Consider the following 22,024-nt stretch of genomic DNA (forward strand, 5'->3'; position numbering starts at 1 on the left):
TGATAAAACAGATGAGTGACTTATAAACTTTAGTCTAGTTTCGATTTATAACTAGTTTGTTGATATATCCCTTTAAAAAGATAAACCATGAAAATTTGTATTGTAGGCCCTTCTGGTGCTGGTAAAACAACTATCGCTAAGAAATTAGCGAAAGAATTAAAGATACCTGCTCATGCATTTGATGAAGTCTATTGGGACTTAAGTGGAACTGAATTTGTAAAAAATTCCGAAGAAACTATCTCATTTGGTATTAAACAAATCACCTTACAAAATAGTTGGATTGTAGAGGGAGCTTACGATAAACGTTTACTTCCACTACTTCTTGAGTGCTCTTTAATTTTAAAGATGGAAGTACCTCTTTATTTAAGAACAACAAGGCTACTTCAACGTTACCTAAAGTCTGTAGTTACAGGTAAAAGCCCTAAAGAGACTCTAAAAAACACAATCGAGTTGATTCATTTTTCACATAGTTTTGATAAACGTTTAGAAAAATTTCTGAGTAGTAATAATCAACTCTCGAGAAAGGTTATTTCTTTTAATAATTTTTCAAAAGCTACAAATATTATTCAGACAGTTTTTAAAAATAATTTATCCGCTTCATTGAATCATAACGATAGAACGAGAAAGGGTTAGCAGACTGATTTACCCAAAAATCAGCACATCCGAAGATGTCCCCCCTCTCGTTCCGCCGCAGAGAATAATAAGAGAGGTTTTAAGTGTCAATGTGATATTCGGTGAATTATTAAAGTTTATTATCGGGTTTAATTGGCAAATTATATAGGGTGAAACACCGATAAAATGAATAATTAAATCCATTTTATCGGCTTGCTAGATGAGGTCTTTAAAACCTTATTTTATTTTTTAATATAGTTTGGAAACTCTTTTAAAACCGTACTACATAATTGGCCTTTCATATCTCCTCTCTTGCGTGCTTCAAATTGGTCCATACCTAATCTCATAACTTCTCTACCATATTTTTCACCTAGTTCATGTTTAGTACATTTGTCAGATTCATGAACTAATTCTTGTGAAGTATAGTGATAATTACAATCAAGTTGAGCACGGCTTAAAAAACCATGTAGTTGTACTGTTCTCTCGCAAGTTGTTCGCTGTATATAAGTTTTAGGCTCTTGTTCAGCATAAACTGATGTTGCTACCAATAAAGTGAAAACTGTTACTAAAATATTACGCATTATTTCCCCGACAAAGTTATTAAAAGTATTAGTGATAATGTTGCGGGCGTATTAAATAATAATTACTTATAAGTGTCTATTAATAATAAGAAAATTAGATAAATCCTCTTCTCTTTTGAATACTTAATCACCTTAAAAAAATTGTGTGATTAAGTTTTCTCAAATAAATGATATTAAATTTTTTCTAATCTTCTTTAATATAATCCAAGTTATTCAAGTAAAGAGTTTTAGCGATATTTCATTCATTTCTTATCGACTAAAACCCTTACTCATTACACAATGTTAAAACCCTAACGTCTTAAAGACAAAATACCCCACATGGCTTTCAAAGCTACCGTCACTTTGAATTTTGAAATACTTCTTAACGAGGTCAGATGAACCTTCTTGCAAATAGCGTAACGTTTTAATTTGATCTTCAGGAGTTTTCATACGCTTTACCCAACTATCAAAGTCTAAAGAAAGCGTTTGTTTGTCTAAACCCACTAAGTCAAAGCCGGCATCTTCAATAAAATAGACCCACTCTTTCACACTATAGTTTCTTACGTGACTTGGGTCTCGAATAGTCTCAATCGTCTGTAAAAACGTATCTAATATAGGCGAACTAGAACTAATAATATCTACAAAAATAACAATGCCATCTGGCTTAAGAACACGATTTACTTCTTTCATTGCAGTCGGAACATGCTGCCAGTGATGAGCTGAATATCGGCTAATCACGACATCAAACTGCTGATCACTAAAAGGCATATCTTCAGCAATGCCCTGCTGCACAAAGATGTTTTTTAATTTGCGCTGGCTAGCTGCCTTAGACACTGTGTCTAACATTTCATGAGATAAATCGTAGGCAAAGACGAGATCAGCATGTGGAGCAACATTATAAGAGACATGACCACCACCACAGCCTAAATCTAGAACGACAGCCTTTTCATATTTCTGAATTTCATGAATAAATTTATTAAATTCAATTCCTTCAGAATGAGCTTGGCTATTCAAATAGTCTAAAGATTTATTTTGATATTGTTTTTGGTTTATATCGTGCTGGGTGATCATAACCTTGCTTCCTACTTTGCAATGAAATCACCATAAAGCAAAAGTTAGATAAAAAATAATGATTAGTTTTTCTTCAATTGATAAATAAAAGTTATTATTTAATTTGTTTTAATACACAAAGACAATTAATAAAAATAGATTTAAGAACTCAGAAGAGATCCGCAAAGAGCACTGTTTAGTCACCCTTACTGAAACAGTGCTCTTTGCTCCATCACAACCCTTATCCAGAGAGTTCGATGCATAGAACTAGTGTATGTACCTTTAACTCAAAATGTTTCCTGTATTTTTTAATATTTTTAAATATTCGCAGCATAAAAATGAAGTATATTTAATTTTATCAGAAGATTCTTCTTTGGTTTATATTTTGAACAGAACAGAATACACACTAGATCGTATAGATCGGAAAATTTTATCTGCATTACGCGGTAATGGCCGTCTAACCGTTGCTCAATTAGCAGAAGAAGTCGGTCTTTCATCTTCACCATGCTGGACACGACTGAAACGTCTGGAAACTTTAAAAATTATTGAAGGTTATACGGTAAACGTAAACCCAAAAGCGATTGGTATTCATGAAGTATTCTTCATAGAAATTACTTTAGAACGCCATGACGATGAAATGCTAGAAAATTTCAGCGAAGCATTAGCCGACATACCAGAAGTTGTAGAAGCTCATCTGGTTACAGGTGATTATGATTATTTGGTTAAAGTAGCAGTAAAAGATGCTGACCATTACGAACGTTTTTTACGAAAAAAACTCTATTCAATTAAGGGAATTCGACACACCCGTTCGACCTTTGCCCTACGCCCTCTTAAATCTGCCAATACCGCCGATTTAATGTTAATTGAATAAAAGGTATAAGGCCTATAGCGCATCGACTTAAACTATTGATTCAAAATTTCTTATTCAGTTAAGCGGCTTAAGCGATAACAGATTTAGGCTCTGTTATATTTTTTTTAAAAAATTCTGTATCTATGATTACAGCCTCCTCATCTCCATAATAAAATTAATCTGAATTGGAGGCATCGCCATGAACATTTTGAAGAAAAAAAATAAGGCCAGTTTTGTATTCTTTATTATTACTCTCTACTCTTTTATTGGGTTTGGCTTAGGTTTCATTATTTGGGAATACTTCTTAAAGGCCTAGTTTGCTAAAAAGCGTTAACGAGCCTCAGAAATAATTTCTGAAGTAATTTCTTTGCTACGATGATATGCGGCCCTCATTGCTAAACGTATATCATCAGACACATTGCCTAATTCAAACATTCGTAAAGCAGATTCGGTAATCCCATTTGCTAAAGTGACCTTTCCACATAACTCCGCTGGTGGAACATTACTTTTACGAATCATTTCGACTGCGCCAGTAGCCGCTTGAAGCGCAAGATCTAAGGCGAATTGTTTATCTAGCCCTAATGAAACACCTGTCTTAATCATGCTATCTAAAATATAGAAAAAGTAAGCTGGCCCTGAACCTGATAATGCAATAATGGCATCACTTTGTGTTTCAGACGGCGCCCAAAAAGTCTGGCCCGTTGCAGAATACAAGGTTTCAATTAAGTCTTTATCAAGCTGGTCCATTTGCTCTGAAGCAATCAGCACGTGAGTACCAACATGGGTCAGTACAGGCGGATTTGAAATCACACGAACGATTTTCTTTGAACCTGTAAAACTGGATAGGTGCGCAATATCAATCCCTGCCATCATAGAAACAATAATCTTATTTGCTAACCATTTTTTAAACGGCGCAAGTATCTCTTTTAATTGTTTTGGATCGAGTAACAACACAACAATATCAGCTTTTTTTAAACCATTTTCTTTTTGCTTCAAAGCATGTGTATCATTAATTTTTTTCTCTTCAATTAAGTGTATTTTTTCTTTGTTAAACCCTTTTAAAACCATTCCTCCGATTAAAGCCAAAGCTAAATTACTACTGCCAATAAAGCAAATATTAGGTTGTACTTCACTTAACATTTAAAATGTTTTCCTTTCTAAGCGAGGCTATAACAATAAATATTATCTATAGTTTAATTATGAATGTTGAATTAAAGATGACCGTCTGAATAAAGAGCCCACTTTAATAAAATATTTTATTAAAGTGGGCTTTGTTTTATTTGCGCAATAAATAAAACAACTTTAGCTTACGCCTAATGTATAACTATATTTAGCAAATTCCACTCACAAATTGTAATGGTCTGTAACCAATACTAAAATATTGTAAATACTATTTGAAGCTATAAAATAAAATCATTGTTTTTCAAAAATTAAAGTTTACTCATTAAATCTATTTCAATTAAATTAATAAGAAAATCTTTAAAATAATAGACAGCAGTAAAATTATTTTAATTTATTAGCTAAATATTTTCATTTTTCTTTTTTAAAATACTCTCGGCTTTTCTTATTGCTTGACTTAAATCAACCTCTTCACATACCCAGAAGCTAAAAATTTGTCCAAACAAGTGGAAGTGTTGTCTAATATATTTAGAACTATTGTCTGAATAATGCTCTTCAACCTTAAAGAAATCATTATTGTTTTCTATTTTCTGACCGTCAAAAATACCGCCAATACAAATATCCATTTTAATACCATACACCTAATTCGTTATATTTTAACATAAAAATTTAGAAGCACTTTGATAAGAGTATTTTTATACTTCTTTTTTTAAATATAAGTTGAATTAAAACTTATAAAAAACCCACAAGACTAAAGTGGGCTTTTTTAAACTCTAATAAAATGCTTTAGACTTGAATATATTTTATTTAAATAATATATTTAAATCAATTAAACGCTTTATTTATGAGTTTTGAAGAATCACAATATTTGAAGCTTGAGGGCCTTTTTTACCTTGTACTACGGTAAACTCAACACGTTGACCTTCTAATAGAACTTTAAAACCTTGTGTTTGAATATCAGTAAAATGAGCAAAAATATCTTTACCTTCATCAGTCACAATAAAACCAAAACCTTTAGTTTCATTGAACCATTTTACTGTACCAGTACTAGTAGACATATGTTATATCCTAAATCTTAAAATATTATAACTTATTATTGGGAAACCAATTTAACTAAAAAATAGATGTCAAAAATTAAATATCTGAAGAAACCCAAGGATTATAAATATAAAACTGCGCAAATAGAAATTTATTATGACAAGAATATTTTGTTAGTTATGCTCGATAATACACGCTTCATAAGCATTTGCAATCGATATTCAAAATAATTAAAGCAAGAAAAATTCTACCCACTCCCCGATTCACCTTTCACATTGATTTAATTAAGATTCCTTTCAATTAAAAGTCAAATTTTGTTTCATTTTAATCGAAAGAAGTCCCATATCAGTGCTATTTCCCTATAAAAACCATCAATAAAATTTCTTTTCACCAGCAGGGCGCGTCTTAAAGCGTCGATGGAACCACATGTATTGCGTAGGGGCAATACGAATTTGATTCTCAATAATCTTGTTGACTCTTTCAGCATCACTCACTTCACATCCACTCGGAAAATTTTCTAATTTAGGTTCCACGAGAACATGATATTGAGGGTTTCTAATATCGCCACTTCTATAAAAGTATAAAGGTACTGCTGCTGCTTTTGAGATATCCATCAATCTACGGTGAGCGGTCACGGTAGCCGCCTGTATTCCGAAAAATGAGGCCATTACACCTTGTTTTAAGCCAAAGTCCTGATCTGGGCTATACCATATAGCATGACCATGTTTAAGGTTCTGGATAAGTCCACGCATGTTGTCTCGAGCAATCTGGTTTTTATAGACTCTTGCGCGGCTGCGATGAATTAGAAAATCTAAAAAGGGATTATTTTGAGGTCTGTAAACCACGTCCATATTAAAAAATAAGGTACAAGCTGCTCCACCAGCGTCTAAAAGCGTACTATGGGTGCCTAATAGTAGTACGCCATTTTCCTGATTATTGGTTAAATTCTCTAATCCATCTATGTGAACACGGCTTTTAAACCAGTTTGGACTGTACCAAGCATTTAAGGCTTCAAATACACCCGTGAGAGTATCTACAAAAACCTGTTTGGCTTTCACCTCAATTTGCATAGGTGTTTTTTCAGGAAAGCAGGCTTCTAAATTACGTAATGTTGTTTTTCTTCTTGAACCTAAAGATTTCCATGCTATTTTTGATAAAAGATCGGCAAGACGCCATTGAATTGCCCAAGGTAACATCGCAAAACACATCAGAATAAATGCTAAAAACCATATACCCCAATATTTAAACGATAAAAAGGAAAATCGAAATTCGCCAGATTTAAACTGCCGTTCTTTTTTCGTCATGCTGTATATTTCTTGAGGTATAGGTTTAGCATACTAACACCCCCTGCTGTTGGGGTTGTATGTTTATGTTGCTTTGAGTAATAAGCTTTTTATTACCCTACCTATTTATCAAAATGCATATTTTAAACATTTAATCTATTTCAGCCTTAAATATACATAACTGTCTGTATACATAACTTATTTTCTCATTTAAAGTAATCGCATAATCTTGTCTCATTGATAAATAGGATATATCAGCGTGAGCGGTCTTTTAGTCTTTATAACAATTGCATTTCTTACTCTCCTAAGCCCCGGACCTGGCGTTTTATTTACTGTCACAAATTCAATTAATTATGGTGTTAAAACTGCTCTATTCGGTATTAGCGGCTTAATCATTGGTATGTTTGTAATTGCTGTAATTTCCGCTAGTGGTGTAGGTCTTATTATTACCAGCAACCCAACTATTTTTACGGTTTTAAAATTTATTGGTGCATTTTATTTAATGTACCTTGGATATAAAAATTTCAGCAAAAAAACGCCATCGCAAGATTTAATCACTGATCAGCAAAGCGATAAAAATGTAAGTAAATCGAGACTCTTTTATCAAGGCCTACTTGCATCTTTGCTTAACCCCAAAACAATCGTATTTTTTATTGCTCTATTCCCTCAATTCATTGATATCAAGAAAGAAATTTTAACTCAGTTTTTAGTTCTATCTTTAACCTTTTGTTTTATTGGATTTTTAATTCATTTGGTCTATGCAAATTTCTCTTCAATTTTTAAAGAAAAGATGTTGGCTGGAAATAATTTTTCTATACTCAATAAAATTAGCGGTGCTATTTTCTTTCTTCTTGCAGTTTTACTCATTGCACAATAAATCATTACTCGACATATGATTATTTGAAAAGCCTCAACTCATGGTTAGGCTTTTCAAGTCTTTTGTCTATTAACATATTTTTATCTAACTACAATTTTTACAACGCTACCCTGTTTAAGATCCATCCATAAAAGAAGTCTTCGTAATTTGGGTTCTTCTCTGTAATTTCGATATAGTGCTGCCCTTGCATAATATTTAAAACGCGTAGTAAGACCGTTTCTCCGTCTTTATTACGCCTGTTCAAATATGTACTCAGTGCTTGAATAGTGCGAGGTCCATATTGACCATCTAAGGTAAGATTTGGCCAGCCCTCCTCACCCTGCTTATTTAGCAGATTTAGAGCACGTTGTAACAAAGCCTTTGCAAAGTTGACTCCACAATTTATAGCCGTATCAAGTAACTCTTCTGCAATAGCAGGGCTAATTTTATTGATCTGGTCAAATTGGGGTTCAAACCAATATTGTTGTTTATAAATAGACTTGGCCACGGCTAAAGGTAAATCTCTCATATCACCTTGATATCCGTTTGATCGAGCGACTGCCTCGGTAATGCCAAATTTGGTGGCATGCCCATGGTCTGATGGATGATTAATATATCCACCTTCTCTGTCTATGATTGCTTCTAAGTATTGGTCAATATTCATTTTATTTTACCTATATCATTGAAACTGTTTTAGCTATTTTGCAGATCATCTTTCGCTTTTTTTAAGTCTTTGATGACTTCCACAATCGTTTTCCCTTCTTGTTTATTGATGAAATTAAATATCCATCTCACAATAGCCCAGCCCGGCAAACCGCAAATGAAGAAGAATCCACATAGTGTGATCATTCCCCAAATATCCGATACCCATTCATGTAAATTCCATTTCATGATGATAAATGAGCCTCCAGTTAAGCTTGAAACGACTGTGCATATCAGCCCAACAATCCATTCTTGTGGTGAGCGAGGGAAACGCATCATCAACACGACTGCCACAACTAAGCTGACTGCTAAAGCCACCATAATTGCAATGCTATAAAAATCTAAAAATGTGGCTAAACCACCTGTTGGAACTGTTTTCATCATCTTGTCCTGCTTTAAAGGGTAAAACTTGAAAACTCACCACGCTTACTCGCTTGTTGTTTTTCAGGTTCTATAAATACCCTTAGTTTTCTTTATTACAGTCAATAAAAAACACTAACGCTTTTTTAACCGCGCTAAATTGCAAGACGAACTGATCCTTGACCCCATATTTCAGGGGTCCAAGAAAGAATGTTTGTATGCTAAAGCCTGTTAGTGTGCACTGTTTAAGGCTTGTTCAATCAACTCAATCACGGTGATTGCACCTATCGCTTTTTGCATTGAGACTTGATCATCGAATTCGAATGCATCATCTTCAAGCTCACTTGCAATTAGCTTTGCCTCTTCAAGCGCCCTTTTTATTTTTTGTACCTTGTATTTGTTTACGTCTTTTGCAATTGTCGGGACATATCCTCCACGTTTTGCATTTTTAAGTTGTTTAGCTCTGTTCTGCATTGCTGTAGTCATTCACTATCTCCAACTCACACGTTTAATAAGGCATCTTTATCGTTTGTTATTCTTGAAGTTTTGATCCATTCTTTGAGCAATATAGCGAAGCTATGACTACAAATGTGTGTTCAAAACGTTTCATCTGGTACAACAAACCTAAAGAACTAAACGGTATGCATTTAAAGCATTCATTTAAAAGTAGATATTCCTTTTTCTAAAATTGTAAAAAAGTATGAAAGCGCTTACATTTACGCCTTTTTCGAACTTTAATTTTTTGACCAAAAAGTTCAAATAAGACTTTGCCGTATATCGGAAACTTTTGTTACGACTCACAATCTTTGCTAAATTCTTCATGTTCTTGATACCCTTTATCGACGAACATTAAGCCTGATCCACGGAATCGGGCTTTTTTTTATTCCATTTTTTGTTTTGATAGCCTATCTGTAAATAATAATTGAGCTATCTCCCTTCTATTTTGCCTCCTCTAGAAACAAAATAAATTTAGCTTTCATCTCAACATGCTGATAATTCAATAAATAGTGGTTCAAATAGGATTTAAACTTGATCTATTCATTTGAAGATATAACTGATATTATAACTATAGTTATTATTAGTCAATAACTATAGTTGTTTTACTCGATATAACTTTAGTTATATATTTGTTATAAGTTTGCTGGTGTAACCGTTATGGCTCTTAAAGACCGTTTAAAAGATTCTAGAATTAAAGCCAAAAAAACTCAGGCTGAAGTCGCTGAGGCTGTAAAAATGTCTCAGCCGGCCTATCAAGCTTTAGAGTCTGGCAAAAATTTAAAATCTGCGTTTCTTCCACTTATTGCCCAGTTTTTAGGTGTAGATGGTTATTGGTTAACGACTGGCAATACAGAAGATGCTTTTAGAGAAAGTGATGTATTTAGCCCTACAGTTGTGAGTGCTGAATCCACCGATCAATATGCTTGGATTGAAGTAGTAGAAGCTAGTTTTTCTTGTGGTACTGGTGAGTCTATTGAGTTCCACTTCGATGCAATTAATGGAAAAATTCCTTTCCCTGCTTCATTCTTTAAAGAAAAACGGGTTGCTCAAGAGTGCATGCGTATTATCAAAGCTAAAGGCGATAGTATGACAGACTACATTAAAGATGGAGATCTGGTCGGTATTGATATCTCTCAAACTGAAGTAATTGATGGCGAGATTTATGCGGTTTACTTTGCAGGGGAAGGAATGATTAAGCAAATTTTTAAAGAAGCTGATGGCTCTTTAATTTTGCATAGTTTAAATGAAAAATTTAGAGACCGCCGTGTAACCGAAGAAAATGGAAAGAACTTTAAGGTTATGGGCCGTCAATTTTGGCGAGCGGGTTAAGGACGTTCTAAATATAATTAAAATAATAATTTTATCAATTTAATACGTTTTTGCTTTTTATAACTTTAATTGTTTATTATCCATATAGATATAAAAAAACCTATCTCTTTTAAAGGAGATAGGTTTTTTAGCTTTAGCGCCAAGCATTTTATCAACAATACGTCGTTAAACGATAAAGCTGATTAAATCCAGCGTAAAAGCTTTTACCATCTTGGTTTAATTCGATTTCTTCACCAGATTGAAGTTGAATTTTCTTACCAACTTCGACCCAACGATAACCATCTTGAGAGTTTTGCTTACGCACATGAGGAACGATCCTCACATTAATCTCGTTGCCATTTACGGATGTGGCAATATGCCACTCATTTACTATATTCACAATCATTCACTCATCACTGAGCTCATGTGATTTAACGGTATTTAATTAGAACGCTAGATTTAAGGTATGGACAGTCAGTCTAGAATTTAATATTTAGCTTTATATAGGGTTATTTATAAGCTAATTGCTTTTCATAATTTTCGTATTATGAAAAGTGGTACATCACAGAGCATAATATTTTGGTTGCGGGGGCCGGATTTGAACCAACGACCTTCGGGTTATGAGCCCGACGAGCTACCAGACTGCTCCACCCCGCAATTGGAAGTAAGCTTTATACGCTCATATATTTCATAAAGCAAACTTTATTTTTTAATCAGTTGTAATTATTAAGAATTATCTTTTTATTAATTTTTCATTTTAACCGTTTGGTCTAAATAACCCTATCAATTTCCAATTTTTAATTCTTTAAATTGTTGTATTTATTTTAAATAGAACCCGATATTCATAGACAGCAATTGCCTTGGTTGGATGGCTTTTATACTATCTAGGTTGGTCCTTTAATGTTTAGTTCGTATGTCTGAACCTCAGTTTTCCCTTAGTGAATATCTCGGCACAGTTCAGGAAGTCATACGTTTGGCTTTTGATGAGCCAGTCTGGGTAAAAGCAGAGATTCGAAATTTAAATATTAAAGGCGGCCATTACTATTTAGAGCTTGCAGAAAAAGATGCAGAGACTGATAAAGTCATTGCCAGTTGTAAAGCTACGATCTGGAAGTTCTCAGCAAGTAAAATTGTTTTAAAGTTTGAACGTGAAACTGGTATTGAGATTTCAAGCGATTTAAATGTGCTCATCAAAATTAGAGCGCGTTTTGATCCTCAATATGGATTTTCGGTCAATATTGAAGAGATTGATTCAAGCTTTACCTTAGGTGAAATTGCTAAACGTTATCAGCAAATTATTGAACGCCTCACACAAGAAGGGTTAATTCATAAGAACAAACTCCTGCCTACTCCTTTTGACATTCAAAATGTTTTAGTCATTGCTCCTCAAAATGCTGCGGGCCTAGGTGACTTTAAAAAAGATGCCGATGCTTTAGAGAGAAATGGTGTTTGCCATTTTGTGTATCATACCGCTACGTTTCAAGGGAACACCGCTGCAACTAGCTTGATTGAATCTTTAGGTTCGGGTTTAAGACAATGGGCCAGCACATTTAAATTTCCACCAGACCTTATTGTAATTATTCGCGGTGGCGGATCTGTGAATGATTTGGCTTATTTAAATGATTATGAACTTGCAGCCCTGCTCTGCAAACGCACTGTACCGATTTGGGTTGGTATTGGTCATGAAAAAGACCGTACTATTCTTGATGAAATTGCCCATCGTTCATTCGACACGCCAAGTAAAGTGATTGCTGGCATCCGTAACCATATTGTTGAACGCGTACAAGAAGCCGTCAATAGTCTGCAAACCATTAAGCTTCTTTCGCAGCATCAAATCACGACTTATCAAAGCAAGAATGATCAGCTACTTCATCAGATTAAATCTTCGGCGCAAGGTCAACTTAACTCGGCACATCGCCTACTTGACCAAATGAAAGAGCGTATTCAGTTTAGTTCACAGCAACAGGTTAAATTTTCATTAACTCAAATCGAATCATTAATGAAAGAAGTCCTTTTACAAAATCCGAAACAAGTTCAAGCCAAAGGCTATGCAATTGTTAGATCCGAAGGAAAAGCGATTCGGTCTATACATCAAATTTCAAACCCTGCCATTGCGATTGAAATGCAAGATGGTGTGATTGAAGCCAACATTACACAGGTAATTCCAAATGAACAATGAAGAGTTAACGTTTAAAGACGGCCATGACATTTTGAAAAAAAATGCAGAACTACTTGAGTCTCAAGAAAGCCCAGATATTGATAATTTAATGAAGATTGTTGAAGAGTCGATTACTGCTTATAAAGCATGTAAATCCCGTATAGAAGCCGTTCAACAAGCTTTAGATGAAACATTTAAAGAATAATTTGCAATAAAAAAAGCCCATTCCTACTTCTCATTGAAGGAATGGGCTTAGTGAAAACCACTTAGTCCTGAAATGCAAAAATGTGGATTAGGTCACATTTTTGCAAAAGAATAGTCCCACAAGTATTGGGCATCTTCAATATTTTAATTGTGTCTATTACGTAGTTTGGCTTTATTTTCAGCACTTCTTAGCTAAAAGCTATTCCTCGCTGAATGCTCCAATCAATTGATAAATTTTACCGTCTTTAGGGTTTTCATAAAGCAAATCCATGTTTGGCAAAATAATATCGTCATCAATTTCAATATGTTCAACGCTTTTGTGAAGTTCAAGGGCGTGGTCATTCATAGGTCGAACTTTTGCCAAAGCAATCGTTTCTTGGTTAAACTGGTCCTTAATAATTACTTTTAATCTTTTCATAAAAATCTCCTGAAAATTAAATTTTTAATATAAATAACGAGTTAAGTTTAAAATGAGCTAATCGCTGAATAGCCGATTGGCATAGCAAAAAAAGTTAAAATAAATGCAGCCGTACGTTGTAAATTACGTTGGTTTAACCAAGTTACTTTGTTTGAAATTAATACGGTTCCAAAAGCAATCCATAAAAAAGCAATGGGTGTAATTAATGATAAAAAAACAGCAATATGAATAAAATATACGTGAAACACTTCCCATGCTGCATGTGGAAAAATAGCAGAAGCAAAGAGTAAAGCTTTAGGATTCAAAAGTGTCGCGACAAATAAAGCCTTAGGCGTAATCAGTGGATTGTCTAATTTGATGTCGTTTGTCGATGTTGTCCAAAGTTTAAATGCAAGGTAGAGAATAAAAGTTGCACTTATTAACTTTAATACAGGTGGAAGCCACGGAATAAAATGTGAAACGGACTCAAGTAAAATACCCCATGAAGTAATTGCAATGAGATATCCCATCACTTCAGCAGGAATAAGTTTAAGAGACTGCTTTACTCCTGCCTGTATTCCAGCAGAGGCTAACAATGTATTTGTTGGGCCTGGAGTCAACAAAATGGTGACCACAAGTCCAATGAACATAAATGACACCATAGGCAACGAACTCTTTAATTATGCTAGGCGAAATATGTCAAAAAGGTGCATCTATTGTCGACAAAATGGTTGTAACAAGAAATATTAAAACTTAATTATTTATTTTTAAAACAAATAATTAACTAAAACTGACCTTAAATTCACTTACGATTTCATCAATTTTAAATATGCAAAACCGATCACACAAACACGGAATAGTGAGCTATTCTTTCTTGCCTACAAGGAATGAACTTGAAAATTTATTACTCAAAAAAATAAGCTTTTTTTGAATATTTTTGAGCGTATATAACTCAGTAAATAACAGCTTTCCGCCTCACTTGAAATTTTAAAATTGAACAATATATAAACAACTAGAAATCGTAATTTTACTGAATATGATGTCTCACTCCCCATCAATTCATTGATTGTCGCTTTCATCAAATAAATCAAATGATGGAGGATGCATGATGAATGCTTATGTTCGCCCTCATCCCGATGGTTTTAAATCTTATTTAGGTAAAAATCAGAAAACCGGACTCTATGCTGTGCGGCTTGGTTGGACGGTTTATGAAACAAATGGCAATTGCTCTGTTCTATACATTGTCAAGAATGAACATAAGATTCCATTAGATGTAGATAAGTTTAAAACTGACCGACCCAAAATTTATGCTGCTCTTCTTAATGAAGTTCAGTTTCAACGCAAGAAACAACTAGCGATTGATCTCCAGCAATCAAATATCCCTTCTTATGACCGTAAAGCCTACAAAAAACGTCGTGGTTTTATAGACTCTTAAACCTATGTATTTATAGTACACCTATAGAAAAAGCACCCTCGGGTGCTTTTTCTTTTAACGACCAGTTGTAATTAATACGAACATACTCAGTATTAATGTGCTTAATGATCGTTTGCAATGGATGTGGACTTCATGCTCAGCTCCGTGAGCGTATTGATTAACGTTTTCCATTTCGTGTCCTTTAAAGTTCACATTCCTAATTTGCCTAATATTCACACAATAAGAAATTAGCCAAAAGTATTATATGCAATTAAATTTAACCCAATCCTTATTTCAAAAAATACGAGCATTTAAGCTAAAAGCTGGATGTAACATTCTACTACGAGGTTAATTATGTATTAGCGATTTGTAGACCTTTCATCTCAAACAGCCATGCCTTAAAAATGATCTTCTAAAATAGAAAATATAACGATATTCCATTTTTTAATAATAGTCTTCGATAGGAGAACTCTTATGGAAATTCAACAAGAAACAAACTCGGCTTTATTTTGTAACACCTCTACCTCAGTTCAAGCCTGTATTGAATGTATGATCGCTTGTAAAACGTGCGCAGCTGCATGTTTGCAAGAGGAACATGTCCAGATGATGCGAGAGTGTATTAAGCATTGCATGACATGTGTAGAAACCTGCCAACTGTGTACATCTTTAGAGTTAAGAAATTCTGAGCTTGCTGAACAAGCCATGCAATTGTGCGCCAATGCCTGTCAACTCTGTGCAGCAGAATGTAGCAAACATGAACATGAGCACTGTCAGATCTGTGCTAAAGCATGTTTGGCTTGTGCTCAAGCGTGTTTGGCCTATCGCGCCTAAATTTTTAAACATGTAAAGCCTACGCAATCTTTAGATCGTAGGCTTATTAAAATCTAATAAATAACAGAAAATTATATGTTTTTTATTTAAGTTGAGTTAATCATCACTTTTTTATAGGCATAAAAAAAACCCGCATCTTGGGGAAGAATGCAGGCTCTTAGATCTCCCACAACGACCATGAGTCCATTATTAAACTTGAACTTTAAACCGTTAAGTAAATGTACCTATAAATAAATTAAATTGCAATACAGAATAGTCTGTATGTTTAAAAAATTTTATTATTTCTACATCTTTTTATTTGCTTAAGAACAAATGGTAAAAAATGGCGTCATGAAAAAACTTTATTTATAGTTTGGTCATCCAATAAATAGCTTTTTACAGGCATTAAAAAAGCCCGTTTCACGGGCTTTTCTGCAACGGTGAGCAATCTAAGATTTGTGTCTATCCATCTCTTACATGCTCTTTGCTAGCTATATGTAAGGTCTTATCGTATCTTTTGCCCTGTCCCAAGTTTCCCTGTGGATCGAGGAGATATTACGATTACCTTAGGTACAGTTATAGCACATTATTTATTCATGGCTAGTCTTGTTCACGTTTTTTTACAAATGAATAAAATACGATCTAACCTTAATATTTAAAGGTTTTCTACTCCATTTGGATATTGGCGAGCGACATCACAAATTGGATACCACTTCACTTTTGAAGACACAAAAGCATGAGAAATGACAGATGTCGATATTTCTTCATTAATAAGCCCTACCCTTAAACGTACCACTGCTGGCTTATCTAGACGCTCACTCCAGATCGGTGAACCACAGGTTTTACAGAACACTCTCTTTTTATTAGGCGATGCAAAATAAGCCTGTAACAGGTTTTCACCTTGCACAATATTTAAGTCATTTTTTTGTACTTGAGTAATGGCAGCGAAAGCAGCACCTTGGGCTTTTTGGCACTGTGTGCAATGACAAACCATGATGGGTTCTAATTCGGCATCAATGCGCAGTTGGATTCCATTACAAAGACAAGAAGCTGTATAAGCCATGATTTTTCCTTTTTATTTTAATAAACTTAGCTTACACCCACACCTTTTTCAATGTGATCTAAGATCGCACAAGAAGCTTGTTGGTTACCGCAGCAATCATCGGCCGAAGCTTGCAAAATATTGACCATTTCTTGGAGATGGGCAATTTTCTGTTTTAATTCGGCAATGTGTTTGACGGTTAAAGCTTTCACCTCTGCACTCTGCCGATCTGTATTTTTCCAAAGCGAAATAAGCTCTTTCATCTGTTCAGATGAAAAACCTAACTCCCGAGCATGCTTTAAGAAGTTTAAAGTTTTAAGGTCTGTTTCTGAATAAATGCGATAGCCAGAAGCAGAACGCTGAGCTGCTTCAAGTAAACCGATTTCTTCATAGTAGCGAATCATTTTCGCCGAAATGCCTGAATGTTTGGATGCCTGACCGATATTCATCTCACACCTCAAATATTAAATTTGGTTTAAGACCTGCTGTCATGATCTTAAACCAAAAGTTGATTTTCAGCACCCTTACTGTACTGGCGCATGAAAACGTTTTAAGCGTAATGCATTGCCTAAAACAAAGACCGAAGAAAGTGCCATTGCACCTGCTGCAAACATCGGTGAAAGTAACACACCAAATGCTGGATAAAGCGCACCTGCTGCAATTGGAATAAGTGCAACGTTATATACAAATGCCCAGAACAGGTTTTGGCGTATGTTTCGCATGGTTGTCTTACTTAATGCAATTGCGTTCGGTACGCCTTTTAAACTACCTGACATCAACACAACATCGGCAGCTTCAATGGCAACATCTGTTCCTGTACCAATGGCTAAGCCAACATCTGCTTGCGCCAAGGCTGGTGCATCGTTAATACCGTCACCTACAAAGGCCAAACGACCATATTGTTTTTGCAGCTGGCGAACTGTGTCCACTTTGCCTTCTGGTAAAACCTCTGCCACCACTTCATCAATGTTCAGCTTTTTGGCAATTGCTTGCGCCGTATGACGATTGTCTCCTGTAATCATGGCAACTTTGAGGCCTAATTGATGCAAGGCCTCAATCGCAGCATAGGTTGTTTCTTTAATTGGGTCTGCCACGGCAATAATTGCAGCAAGTTTCTGATCAATAGCGACATATAGTGGTGTTTTGCCTTCTTCACCTAATTGAGCAGCAATCGTTTGGAATGAGCCAGTGTCTAAACCAAGTTGGTGCATATAACGATCTGCACCAATTTGTACTTTTTGGCCTGAAACTTCCGCTTCAATACCTGAACCGGTAATCGAGTTAAATGCTGTTACGGGTAATAAGTTTAAGCCTTCGCTTTCTGCTGCTTGAACAATCGCGAGGGCAATTGGGTGTTCAGACTTGGCTTCGACCGAAGCAACTAAAGTCAGCACTTGCTTACGTTCAAAACCTGATTGCACATTAAAGTCTGTCAGTGTCGGTTTACCCTCGGTAAGTGTACCCGTTTTATCAACGGCAACGACCTGTGCTTCTTGTAAAAGCTGCAAAGCTTCACCTTTACGGAACAAGACACCTAACTCAGCACCACGTCCAGTACCGACCATAATAGAAGTTGGTGTTGCAAGCCCCATCGCACAAGGACAAGCAATAATCAGTACCGCAACAGCATTCACCAAACCAAAAGTCAGCGCAGGCTCTGGTCCCCAAACAAACCAAACCAAGAAAGTGATTGCAGCAATTAGCATGACAGCCGGTACAAACCACATGGTGACTTTATCAACTAAACCCTGAATCGGAAGTTTAGAACCTTGGGCCTGCTCAACCATGCGAATAATTTGTGAAAGTACAGATGAGCTACCCACTGCGGTTGCCCGAATGTTTAGAGTACCGTTCTGGTTGACTGTACCACCGACCACCTGATGTCCTACTATTTTTTCAACAGGAACAGGTTCACCCGTAATCATAGATTCATCAATGTAGCTATGCCCTTCAATCACTTCACCATCGACAGGTACACGTTCACCCGGACGAATTTCTACAATAGTTCCACTGACCACGTCGGCAACAGCAACTTCCACCACTTGACCGTCACGCTGAATACGAGCAGTTTTTGGCTGCATTCCCACTAGGTGTTGAATAGCTTGTGAAGTACGCCCTTTAGCTTTAGCTTCAAAATATCGTCCGAGCAAAATTAAACTGACAATAACAGCAGCCGCTTCAAAGTAAACATTGACCGTGCCTTGGGGTAATACGTGTGGCATAAAGGTGGCCACAACTGAAAAGCTATAGGCTGCTAAGGTTCCAACAGCAACCAGCGAGTTCATATCTGGCGCTAAACGCCATAAAGCCGGGATCCCTTTTTGATAAAAACGGCGGCCAGGAAAAATGAGTACTAAGGTTGTTAAAACAAACTGTAAAAGCCAGCTATTGTATTGACCAATGGTGTGCATGACCCACATGTGAAAAGCTGGAATGAGATGTGAACCCATTTCCAAAATAAACACAGGTAAAGCCAACACAATCGAAATGATCAAATCTTTTTTAAGCTGATCTAACTCTGACGCTTTTTTGTCGAGCTGCTCATCTTGATTTTTTTCAGATGCTTTTGCATCGTAACCTGCTTTTTTAACAGCGCGAATTAAGTCTTCAACATTGACTGATGCGTCTGCTTGTACCCAAGCCTGCTCTGTTGCTAAGTTGACTGTGGCTTCTTGAACGCCGTCTACTTTTTTAAGGGCTTTTTCAACACGTGCAACACAGGATGCACAGGTCATGCCCTCAATAGACAACTCCACTGGCGCAGCTTTTGGAACATCATAACCTGCTCGTTCAACTGCTTTAACTAGTGCTTCGCGCTGAATCGGTTGATTTGAATAAACAACGGCTTTTTCAGTTGCCAAATTAACGTTAGCAATCTCTACATTTTCAACTTTCTTAAGTGCTTTTTCGACACGACCTACACACGAGGCACAGGTCATGCCTTCGATTGGAAGTGTTTCACTATATGCTGGCAATTTTGTGTTTTTTGAGTCCATCAAACACCTCTGCAAATTTGCAAAATTTAATATTCTGTATTGAGCATACAGATTCCCATCATGGGAAGGTCAAGCATATTTTTTTAAAAATTTGGTCTTGACCTTACAATCATGACAAGGTTTAAACTCAGTGTTATCCAAACAAACATCTCATTCTTGATGGAGTATGAACATGAAACTACTTATTGAAAATATGACTTGTGGTGGCTGCGCTCGTGGCGTGACTGCAACGATTCAAGATATCGATCCAAATGCAAAAGTAGATGTGGACTTAGCGACCAAAATCGTGACTGTTGAAAGCAGTGAAAGCGTCGATAAAATTACCGAAGCGCTTGAAGAAGATGGTTTCCCTGCTCAAGTGCAATAATGAATAAGGCCTAACGTTTAAAGTTAGGCCTTTATTTTTGAGCATGTTGATATTGACTCAAAGCTGAAATTTTTTAATTCGATAGTCTAGTGCTGCCCGAGTTAGCCCCAATAAACGTGCCGCTTCAGACACATTATGATTTACCTTTTTTAAAGCCGTTAAAATTAACTGCTTCTCGTGTTCTTCTAAATTAAACTCTGCCTTTAATAATTGCTCAAAGTCGGTTTCAACAGCTACAGCCTGCTCTGGGTCATGCTTGATCTGTGGAAAAATGGCATTTAACTTAATCAGTTGCTGATCGTCCGTTAATAAAACCGCCCTTTCTAATAAGTTTTCCAACTCACGAATATTTCCCGGCCATTCATATTGCTGCATAAAAACTTTGGTCTTTTCACTTACACCCTGAATGGTTTTACCGTACATTTTTTCAAAGCGATGAAGAAAGTGTTCAACTAGTAAAGGAATGTCTTCACGGCGCTCCCGCAAAGGTGGAATCTGCACTGGAAAAATATTTAAGCGATAGTATAAATCTGCCCGAAAGCGCCCTGTTTTCACAGCCTGCTCAAGATCTTCATTGGTTGCTGTAATTACACGAACATCTAAAATACGAGTTTGTGAGTCTCCTACTCGCTCAAATTCACCTTCTTGCAAAATGCGTAATAGTGCTGCTTGTGCACGAGGAGAAAGCTCAATCACTTCATCTAAAAAAATCGTACCGCCATTGGCTCGTTCAAACTTACCCAAGCGAGACTGATGTGCCCCCGTATAGGCACCCTTTTCTACCCCGAATAATTCGGACTCAATTAACTCTGGGGGAATCGCTGCACAGTTTACCGCAACAAAAGGTTGGTCTTTTCTTTGGCTATTTTCATGAACTCCTCGTGCAAAAGCTTCTTTACCAACGCCTGTTTCGCCTTGTAGCAAAATAGAAACTTTCGAACCTGCTGCTTTTGTTAGTAATGCACAGACTTGTTTATAAGATGCTGACTTACCCACAGAACTAAATAATTGATAATCGGCTTCACTGTCGCTATAAATTGATTTTTTTAGTTCAAAAAGTTCAGCCTGCAACGCAATCAGTTCTTTTTCCATGGGTTCGGGTGACATGAACTGAATCAGCTCATCAGCATTTTCCCACTCTTCTAAAGGCTTACCAATAATACGGCAATGCTCATCGCCACAGGCCTTACACTCTATTTCTTGATAAATAATGGTCATGCCCGTCGCAAAACTACTGTAGCCGCATGCATAACCAAGAAGCATCCAGCACGCAGGTTCATCACTTGGGCCAAAATGCTCTAAATGCACATCGGCTTCAAAAGAGTTGAGCCAATTTAAATCGGCATAAAACTGTTTTTTATCGTGGCTTAAATTGAGCTGGTTGGCCTGTACTTGCACCATTCCACGAATGGCATGCATTTGTGGACCCGCCATAAAAGCATCGTGTTCATTTAAATCGGGGCGCATTTTTGTAGTAACTTCTGCATCTTTCAACCCAGCTTGATACCCCAATCGAATAAAGAAACGCTTAGTCCGCTCAAGCCCAATCATGTGCGCTAAATCTTTACGCAAATATCCCATAATGCTGGTGTGTAAAAGTAGCATCCGATATTCATCAAACCAGATTTGGCCGTGGGCCGTATCAAAGTGCAGTTTAGACAGCAAATCATGAATTTCTTGCGGATGATCTGCGTATCGTCCCGTTGTATCGTATTTTACTCGAGCCATGAGTGATCTGTTTTAATCCATTAAACACATTTGGGTTTTATCTCATCTTATCGAAGAACCAGATAAATGTCCTAGTACCTTAAAGACATAACTTCATACTAAAAAAGTATTTCTAAATCTCTCCTTTTAAAGCTTCAAACAATCTAAAAAGAAATTTTTACGACCCCCTTCATCAAATCATGAATATCTCTATTTCACCATTCAAAAAATTTCATGAAATAGTGAATTTTAAAAATGCTGCACTTTTAATAAAAATAATAAGCAATTGTTTTTAATTATAAAAATAAAGTTGGCATAGCTTTTGTAAAGCTTATAGCGAGAGCAAGGAGCATTCATCAATTTCAAGACCATGTCTTGATGGAGTACAGCATGACGCAACCTCAAGTCGAAGCATTAACCAAATATATTCGGGTTACTGGCGACTTAAACGCAGAGTTTATCGAATTCGATTTTGCCATTAACGACCCAAGCCTATTTGTGGAACTGGTTTTGCCTAAACATGCATTTAATGATTTTTGTAAAACCAATCAAGTGGTTGAAATGACCCAAGAGCAGCAAGCTTTTAATGATGCTCAAGAAGAAAAATGGCGCTATGGCACTGAAGCAACCTTAGTCGGCACACAACGTAATAGTAATAGCAACGATCACGATGATCAGATGTAAAAAATATAA

The 22,024-nt window shown here is 36.0% G+C and carries 27 protein-coding genes and 1 tRNA gene; 11 read left to right on the forward strand and 17 right to left on the reverse strand.

Translation table 11 applies throughout. The features are described 5' to 3' along the window. Window positions 1–87: 87 nt before the first annotated feature. Window positions 88–633, forward strand: a complete 546-nt coding sequence (locus QLG01_RS18775; RefSeq protein ID WP_282497163.1) for an AAA family ATPase — start codon at window positions 88–90, stop codon at window positions 631–633. A gap of 221 nt (window positions 634–854) precedes the next feature. Here QLG01_RS18775 and QLG01_RS18780 read toward each other — a convergent pair whose 3' ends face one another. Further along, on the reverse strand, window positions 855–1,193 hold the full coding sequence (locus QLG01_RS18780; protein WP_151768479.1) for a hypothetical protein: 339 nt from the start codon (window positions 1,191–1,193) through the stop codon (window positions 855–857). Between the two features lie 282 nt (window positions 1,194–1,475). Continuing rightward, the gene (locus QLG01_RS18785; RefSeq protein WP_282497164.1) at window positions 1,476–2,243 is read right to left on the reverse strand and encodes a class I SAM-dependent methyltransferase; all 768 of its coding nucleotides are present in this window, start codon (window positions 2,241–2,243) and stop codon (window positions 1,476–1,478) included. A 364-nt stretch (window positions 2,244–2,607) separates the two neighbouring features. Here QLG01_RS18785 and QLG01_RS18790 point away from each other — a divergent pair, with 364 nt between their 5' ends. Beyond that, complete coding sequence (locus QLG01_RS18790; protein WP_031945309.1) at window positions 2,608–3,093, forward strand: Lrp/AsnC family transcriptional regulator; 486 nt, start codon at window positions 2,608–2,610, stop codon at window positions 3,091–3,093. Window positions 3,094–3,271: 178 nt separating this feature from the next. Further along, window positions 3,272–3,388: a hypothetical protein gene (locus QLG01_RS18795; protein ID WP_004793556.1), complete on the forward strand. Its 117-nt coding sequence runs from the start codon at window positions 3,272–3,274 to the stop codon at window positions 3,386–3,388. Window positions 3,389–3,402: 14 nt separating this feature from the next. Here the strand turns inward: QLG01_RS18795 and QLG01_RS18800 are convergent, their stop codons facing one another. The 4 genes from QLG01_RS18800 to QLG01_RS18815 all read right to left on the reverse strand — a co-directional run bounded on the left by QLG01_RS18800 (window position 3,403) and on the right by QLG01_RS18815 (window position 6,533). Further along, window positions 3,403–4,212 (reverse strand): pyrroline-5-carboxylate reductase dimerization domain-containing protein, encoded by an 810-nt coding sequence (locus QLG01_RS18800; protein ID WP_151987405.1) that lies wholly within the window; start codon window positions 4,210–4,212, stop codon window positions 3,403–3,405. A gap of 380 nt (window positions 4,213–4,592) precedes the next feature. Next, window positions 4,593–4,817, reverse strand: coding sequence for a hypothetical protein (locus QLG01_RS18805; protein WP_262770672.1), 225 nt, complete (start codon window positions 4,815–4,817; stop codon window positions 4,593–4,595). Between the two features lie 216 nt (window positions 4,818–5,033). Beyond that, window positions 5,034–5,249 carry a cold-shock protein gene (locus QLG01_RS18810; RefSeq protein WP_005303678.1) on the reverse strand — a complete coding sequence of 72 codons (216 nt, stop codon included), beginning with the start codon at window positions 5,247–5,249 and terminating at the stop codon, window positions 5,034–5,036. Between the two features lie 351 nt (window positions 5,250–5,600). Next, a complete protein-coding gene (locus QLG01_RS18815; protein ID WP_013198449.1) occupies window positions 5,601–6,533 on the reverse strand; it encodes a lauroyl acyltransferase in 933 nt (310 codons plus the stop codon). 238 nt (window positions 6,534–6,771) lie between these two features. On the opposite strand from QLG01_RS18815, the gene QLG01_RS18820 reads away from it, so the two are divergent. Further along, on the forward strand, window positions 6,772–7,389 hold the full coding sequence (locus QLG01_RS18820; RefSeq protein ID WP_013198450.1) for a LysE family translocator: 618 nt from the start codon (window positions 6,772–6,774) through the stop codon (window positions 7,387–7,389). A 97-nt stretch (window positions 7,390–7,486) separates the two neighbouring features. Here QLG01_RS18820 and QLG01_RS18825 read toward each other — a convergent pair whose 3' ends face one another. The 3 genes from QLG01_RS18825 to QLG01_RS18835 all read right to left on the reverse strand — a co-directional run bounded on the left by QLG01_RS18825 (window position 7,487) and on the right by QLG01_RS18835 (window position 8,916). Further along, complete coding sequence (locus QLG01_RS18825; protein ID WP_282497165.1) at window positions 7,487–8,032, reverse strand: glycosyl hydrolase 108 family protein; 546 nt, start codon at window positions 8,030–8,032, stop codon at window positions 7,487–7,489. A gap of 29 nt (window positions 8,033–8,061) precedes the next feature. Continuing rightward, entirely contained in the window at window positions 8,062–8,451 is a 390-nt protein-coding gene (locus QLG01_RS18830) for a hypothetical protein (protein WP_005303665.1), read from the reverse strand. 210 nt (window positions 8,452–8,661) lie between these two features. Beyond that, entirely contained in the window at window positions 8,662–8,916 is a 255-nt protein-coding gene (locus tag QLG01_RS18835) for a hypothetical protein (protein WP_005303662.1), read from the reverse strand. Window positions 8,917–9,585: 669 nt separating this feature from the next. Between QLG01_RS18835 and QLG01_RS18840 the strand changes: the two genes are divergently transcribed. Then, window positions 9,586–10,257, forward strand: coding sequence for a LexA family transcriptional regulator (locus tag QLG01_RS18840; protein WP_005303661.1), 672 nt, complete (start codon window positions 9,586–9,588; stop codon window positions 10,255–10,257). Between the two features lie 151 nt (window positions 10,258–10,408). On the opposite strand, the gene QLG01_RS18845 is transcribed toward QLG01_RS18840, so the two are convergent. After that, window positions 10,409–10,642 (reverse strand): hypothetical protein, encoded by a 234-nt coding sequence (locus QLG01_RS18845; RefSeq protein ID WP_005303658.1) that lies wholly within the window; start codon window positions 10,640–10,642, stop codon window positions 10,409–10,411. A gap of 174 nt (window positions 10,643–10,816) precedes the next feature. Continuing rightward, window positions 10,817–10,893: transfer RNA gene (locus QLG01_RS18850), tRNA-Met, on the reverse strand. 256 nt (window positions 10,894–11,149) lie between these two features. Between QLG01_RS18850 and xseA the strand changes: the two genes are divergently transcribed. Further along, window positions 11,150–12,415, forward strand: a complete 1,266-nt coding sequence (xseA, locus tag QLG01_RS18855) for an exodeoxyribonuclease VII large subunit (RefSeq protein ID WP_282497166.1) — start codon at window positions 11,150–11,152, stop codon at window positions 12,413–12,415. After that, entirely contained in the window at window positions 12,405–12,599 is a 195-nt protein-coding gene (gene xseB / locus QLG01_RS18860; protein WP_004793582.1) for an exodeoxyribonuclease VII small subunit, read from the forward strand. Before xseA ends, xseB begins: the two co-directional genes overlap by 11 nt. A 198-nt stretch (window positions 12,600–12,797) precedes the next feature. Here xseB and QLG01_RS18865 read toward each other — a convergent pair whose 3' ends face one another. Continuing rightward, a complete protein-coding gene (locus QLG01_RS18865; protein WP_004793583.1) occupies window positions 12,798–13,016 on the reverse strand; it encodes a hypothetical protein in 219 nt (72 codons plus the stop codon). A 47-nt stretch (window positions 13,017–13,063) separates the two neighbouring features. After that, the gene (locus QLG01_RS18870; RefSeq protein WP_004793584.1) at window positions 13,064–13,657 is read right to left on the reverse strand and encodes a LysE family transporter; all 594 of its coding nucleotides are present in this window, start codon (window positions 13,655–13,657) and stop codon (window positions 13,064–13,066) included. Window positions 13,658–14,100: 443 nt separating this feature from the next. Here QLG01_RS18870 and QLG01_RS18875 point away from each other — a divergent pair, with 443 nt between their 5' ends. Together QLG01_RS18875 and QLG01_RS18880 are read left to right on the forward strand one after the other, a co-directional pair. Further along, window positions 14,101–14,430, forward strand: coding sequence for a hypothetical protein (locus QLG01_RS18875; RefSeq protein WP_023274287.1), 330 nt, complete (start codon window positions 14,101–14,103; stop codon window positions 14,428–14,430). 453 nt (window positions 14,431–14,883) lie between these two features. Then, complete coding sequence (locus QLG01_RS18880) at window positions 14,884–15,240, forward strand: four-helix bundle copper-binding protein (protein WP_013198456.1); 357 nt, start codon at window positions 14,884–14,886, stop codon at window positions 15,238–15,240. Window positions 15,241–15,874: 634 nt separating this feature from the next. Here QLG01_RS18880 and QLG01_RS18885 read toward each other — a convergent pair. The 3 genes from QLG01_RS18885 to QLG01_RS18895 all read right to left on the reverse strand — a co-directional run bounded on the left by QLG01_RS18885 (window position 15,875) and on the right by QLG01_RS18895 (window position 19,257). Then, window positions 15,875–16,282 carry a GFA family protein gene (locus QLG01_RS18885; RefSeq protein WP_282497167.1) on the reverse strand — a complete coding sequence of 136 codons (408 nt, stop codon included), beginning with the start codon at window positions 16,280–16,282 and terminating at the stop codon, window positions 15,875–15,877. Between the two features lie 26 nt (window positions 16,283–16,308). Further along, on the reverse strand, window positions 16,309–16,710 hold the full coding sequence (gene cueR, locus QLG01_RS18890) for a Cu(I)-responsive transcriptional regulator (protein WP_004642046.1): 402 nt from the start codon (window positions 16,708–16,710) through the stop codon (window positions 16,309–16,311). A 75-nt stretch (window positions 16,711–16,785) separates the two neighbouring features. Beyond that, entirely contained in the window at window positions 16,786–19,257 is a 2,472-nt protein-coding gene (locus tag QLG01_RS18895) for a heavy metal translocating P-type ATPase (protein WP_282497168.1), read from the reverse strand. Window positions 19,258–19,423: 166 nt separating this feature from the next. Between QLG01_RS18895 and QLG01_RS18900 the strand changes: the two genes are divergently transcribed. After that, the gene (locus QLG01_RS18900) at window positions 19,424–19,624 is read left to right on the forward strand and encodes a heavy-metal-associated domain-containing protein (RefSeq protein ID WP_077162564.1); all 201 of its coding nucleotides are present in this window, start codon (window positions 19,424–19,426) and stop codon (window positions 19,622–19,624) included. A gap of 57 nt (window positions 19,625–19,681) precedes the next feature. Here the strand turns inward: QLG01_RS18900 and mobR are convergent, their stop codons facing one another. Beyond that, entirely contained in the window at window positions 19,682–21,352 is a 1,671-nt protein-coding gene (mobR, locus tag QLG01_RS18905) for a phenol degradation transcriptional regulator MobR (RefSeq protein ID WP_282497169.1), read from the reverse strand. Window positions 21,353–21,721: 369 nt separating this feature from the next. Here mobR and QLG01_RS18915 point away from each other — a divergent pair, with 369 nt between their 5' ends. Beyond that, on the forward strand, window positions 21,722–22,015 hold the full coding sequence (locus tag QLG01_RS18915) for a phenol hydroxylase subunit (protein WP_282497170.1): 294 nt from the start codon (window positions 21,722–21,724) through the stop codon (window positions 22,013–22,015). Window positions 22,016–22,024 lie beyond the last annotated feature (9 nt).

The organism is Acinetobacter sp. V89_4, from assembly GCF_029967875.1.
GTDB lineage: Bacteria > Pseudomonadota > Gammaproteobacteria > Pseudomonadales > Moraxellaceae > Acinetobacter > Acinetobacter oleivorans.

Excerpts from the sequence above, each read along its gene's own strand:
- QLG01_RS18775 (WP_282497163.1), top strand. The coding sequence starts at position 88 with ATGAAAATTTGTATTGTAGGCCCTTCTGGTGCTGGTAAAACAACTATC.
- QLG01_RS18780 (WP_151768479.1), bottom strand. The coding sequence starts at position 1,193 with ATGCGTAATATTTTAGTAACAGTTTTCACTTTATTGGTAGCAACATCA.
- QLG01_RS18785 (WP_282497164.1), bottom strand. The coding sequence starts at position 2,243 with ATGATCACCCAGCACGATATAAACCAAAAACAATATCAAAATAAATCT.
- QLG01_RS18795 (WP_004793556.1), top strand. The coding sequence starts at position 3,272 with ATGAACATTTTGAAGAAAAAAAATAAGGCCAGTTTTGTATTCTTTATT.
- QLG01_RS18800 (WP_151987405.1), bottom strand. The coding sequence starts at position 4,212 with ATGTTAAGTGAAGTACAACCTAATATTTGCTTTATTGGCAGTAGTAAT.
- QLG01_RS18805 (WP_262770672.1), bottom strand. The coding sequence starts at position 4,817 with ATGGATATTTGTATTGGCGGTATTTTTGACGGTCAGAAAATAGAAAAC.
- QLG01_RS18810 (WP_005303678.1), bottom strand. The coding sequence starts at position 5,249 with ATGTCTACTAGTACTGGTACAGTAAAATGGTTCAATGAAACTAAAGGT.
- QLG01_RS18815 (WP_013198449.1), bottom strand. The coding sequence starts at position 6,533 with ATGACGAAAAAAGAACGGCAGTTTAAATCTGGCGAATTTCGATTTTCC.
- QLG01_RS18825 (WP_282497165.1), bottom strand. The coding sequence starts at position 8,032 with ATGAATATTGACCAATACTTAGAAGCAATCATAGACAGAGAAGGTGGA.
- QLG01_RS18830 (WP_005303665.1), bottom strand. The coding sequence starts at position 8,451 with ATGAAAACAGTTCCAACAGGTGGTTTAGCCACATTTTTAGATTTTTAT.
- QLG01_RS18835 (WP_005303662.1), bottom strand. The coding sequence starts at position 8,916 with ATGACTACAGCAATGCAGAACAGAGCTAAACAACTTAAAAATGCAAAA.
- QLG01_RS18840 (WP_005303661.1), top strand. The coding sequence starts at position 9,586 with ATGGCTCTTAAAGACCGTTTAAAAGATTCTAGAATTAAAGCCAAAAAA.
- QLG01_RS18845 (WP_005303658.1), bottom strand. The coding sequence starts at position 10,642 with ATGATTGTGAATATAGTAAATGAGTGGCATATTGCCACATCCGTAAAT.
- xseA (WP_282497166.1), top strand. The coding sequence starts at position 11,150 with ATGTCTGAACCTCAGTTTTCCCTTAGTGAATATCTCGGCACAGTTCAG.
- xseB (WP_004793582.1), top strand. The coding sequence starts at position 12,405 with ATGAACAATGAAGAGTTAACGTTTAAAGACGGCCATGACATTTTGAAA.
- QLG01_RS18865 (WP_004793583.1), bottom strand. The coding sequence starts at position 13,016 with ATGAAAAGATTAAAAGTAATTATTAAGGACCAGTTTAACCAAGAAACG.
- QLG01_RS18870 (WP_004793584.1), bottom strand. The coding sequence starts at position 13,657 with ATGGTGTCATTTATGTTCATTGGACTTGTGGTCACCATTTTGTTGACT.
- QLG01_RS18875 (WP_023274287.1), top strand. The coding sequence starts at position 14,101 with ATGATGAATGCTTATGTTCGCCCTCATCCCGATGGTTTTAAATCTTAT.
- QLG01_RS18880 (WP_013198456.1), top strand. The coding sequence starts at position 14,884 with ATGGAAATTCAACAAGAAACAAACTCGGCTTTATTTTGTAACACCTCT.
- QLG01_RS18885 (WP_282497167.1), bottom strand. The coding sequence starts at position 16,282 with ATGGCTTATACAGCTTCTTGTCTTTGTAATGGAATCCAACTGCGCATT.
- cueR (WP_004642046.1), bottom strand. The coding sequence starts at position 16,710 with ATGAATATCGGTCAGGCATCCAAACATTCAGGCATTTCGGCGAAAATG.
- QLG01_RS18895 (WP_282497168.1), bottom strand. The coding sequence starts at position 19,257 with ATGGACTCAAAAAACACAAAATTGCCAGCATATAGTGAAACACTTCCA.
- QLG01_RS18900 (WP_077162564.1), top strand. The coding sequence starts at position 19,424 with ATGAACATGAAACTACTTATTGAAAATATGACTTGTGGTGGCTGCGCT.
- mobR (WP_282497169.1), bottom strand. The coding sequence starts at position 21,352 with ATGGCTCGAGTAAAATACGATACAACGGGACGATACGCAGATCATCCG.
- QLG01_RS18915 (WP_282497170.1), top strand. The coding sequence starts at position 21,722 with ATGACGCAACCTCAAGTCGAAGCATTAACCAAATATATTCGGGTTACT.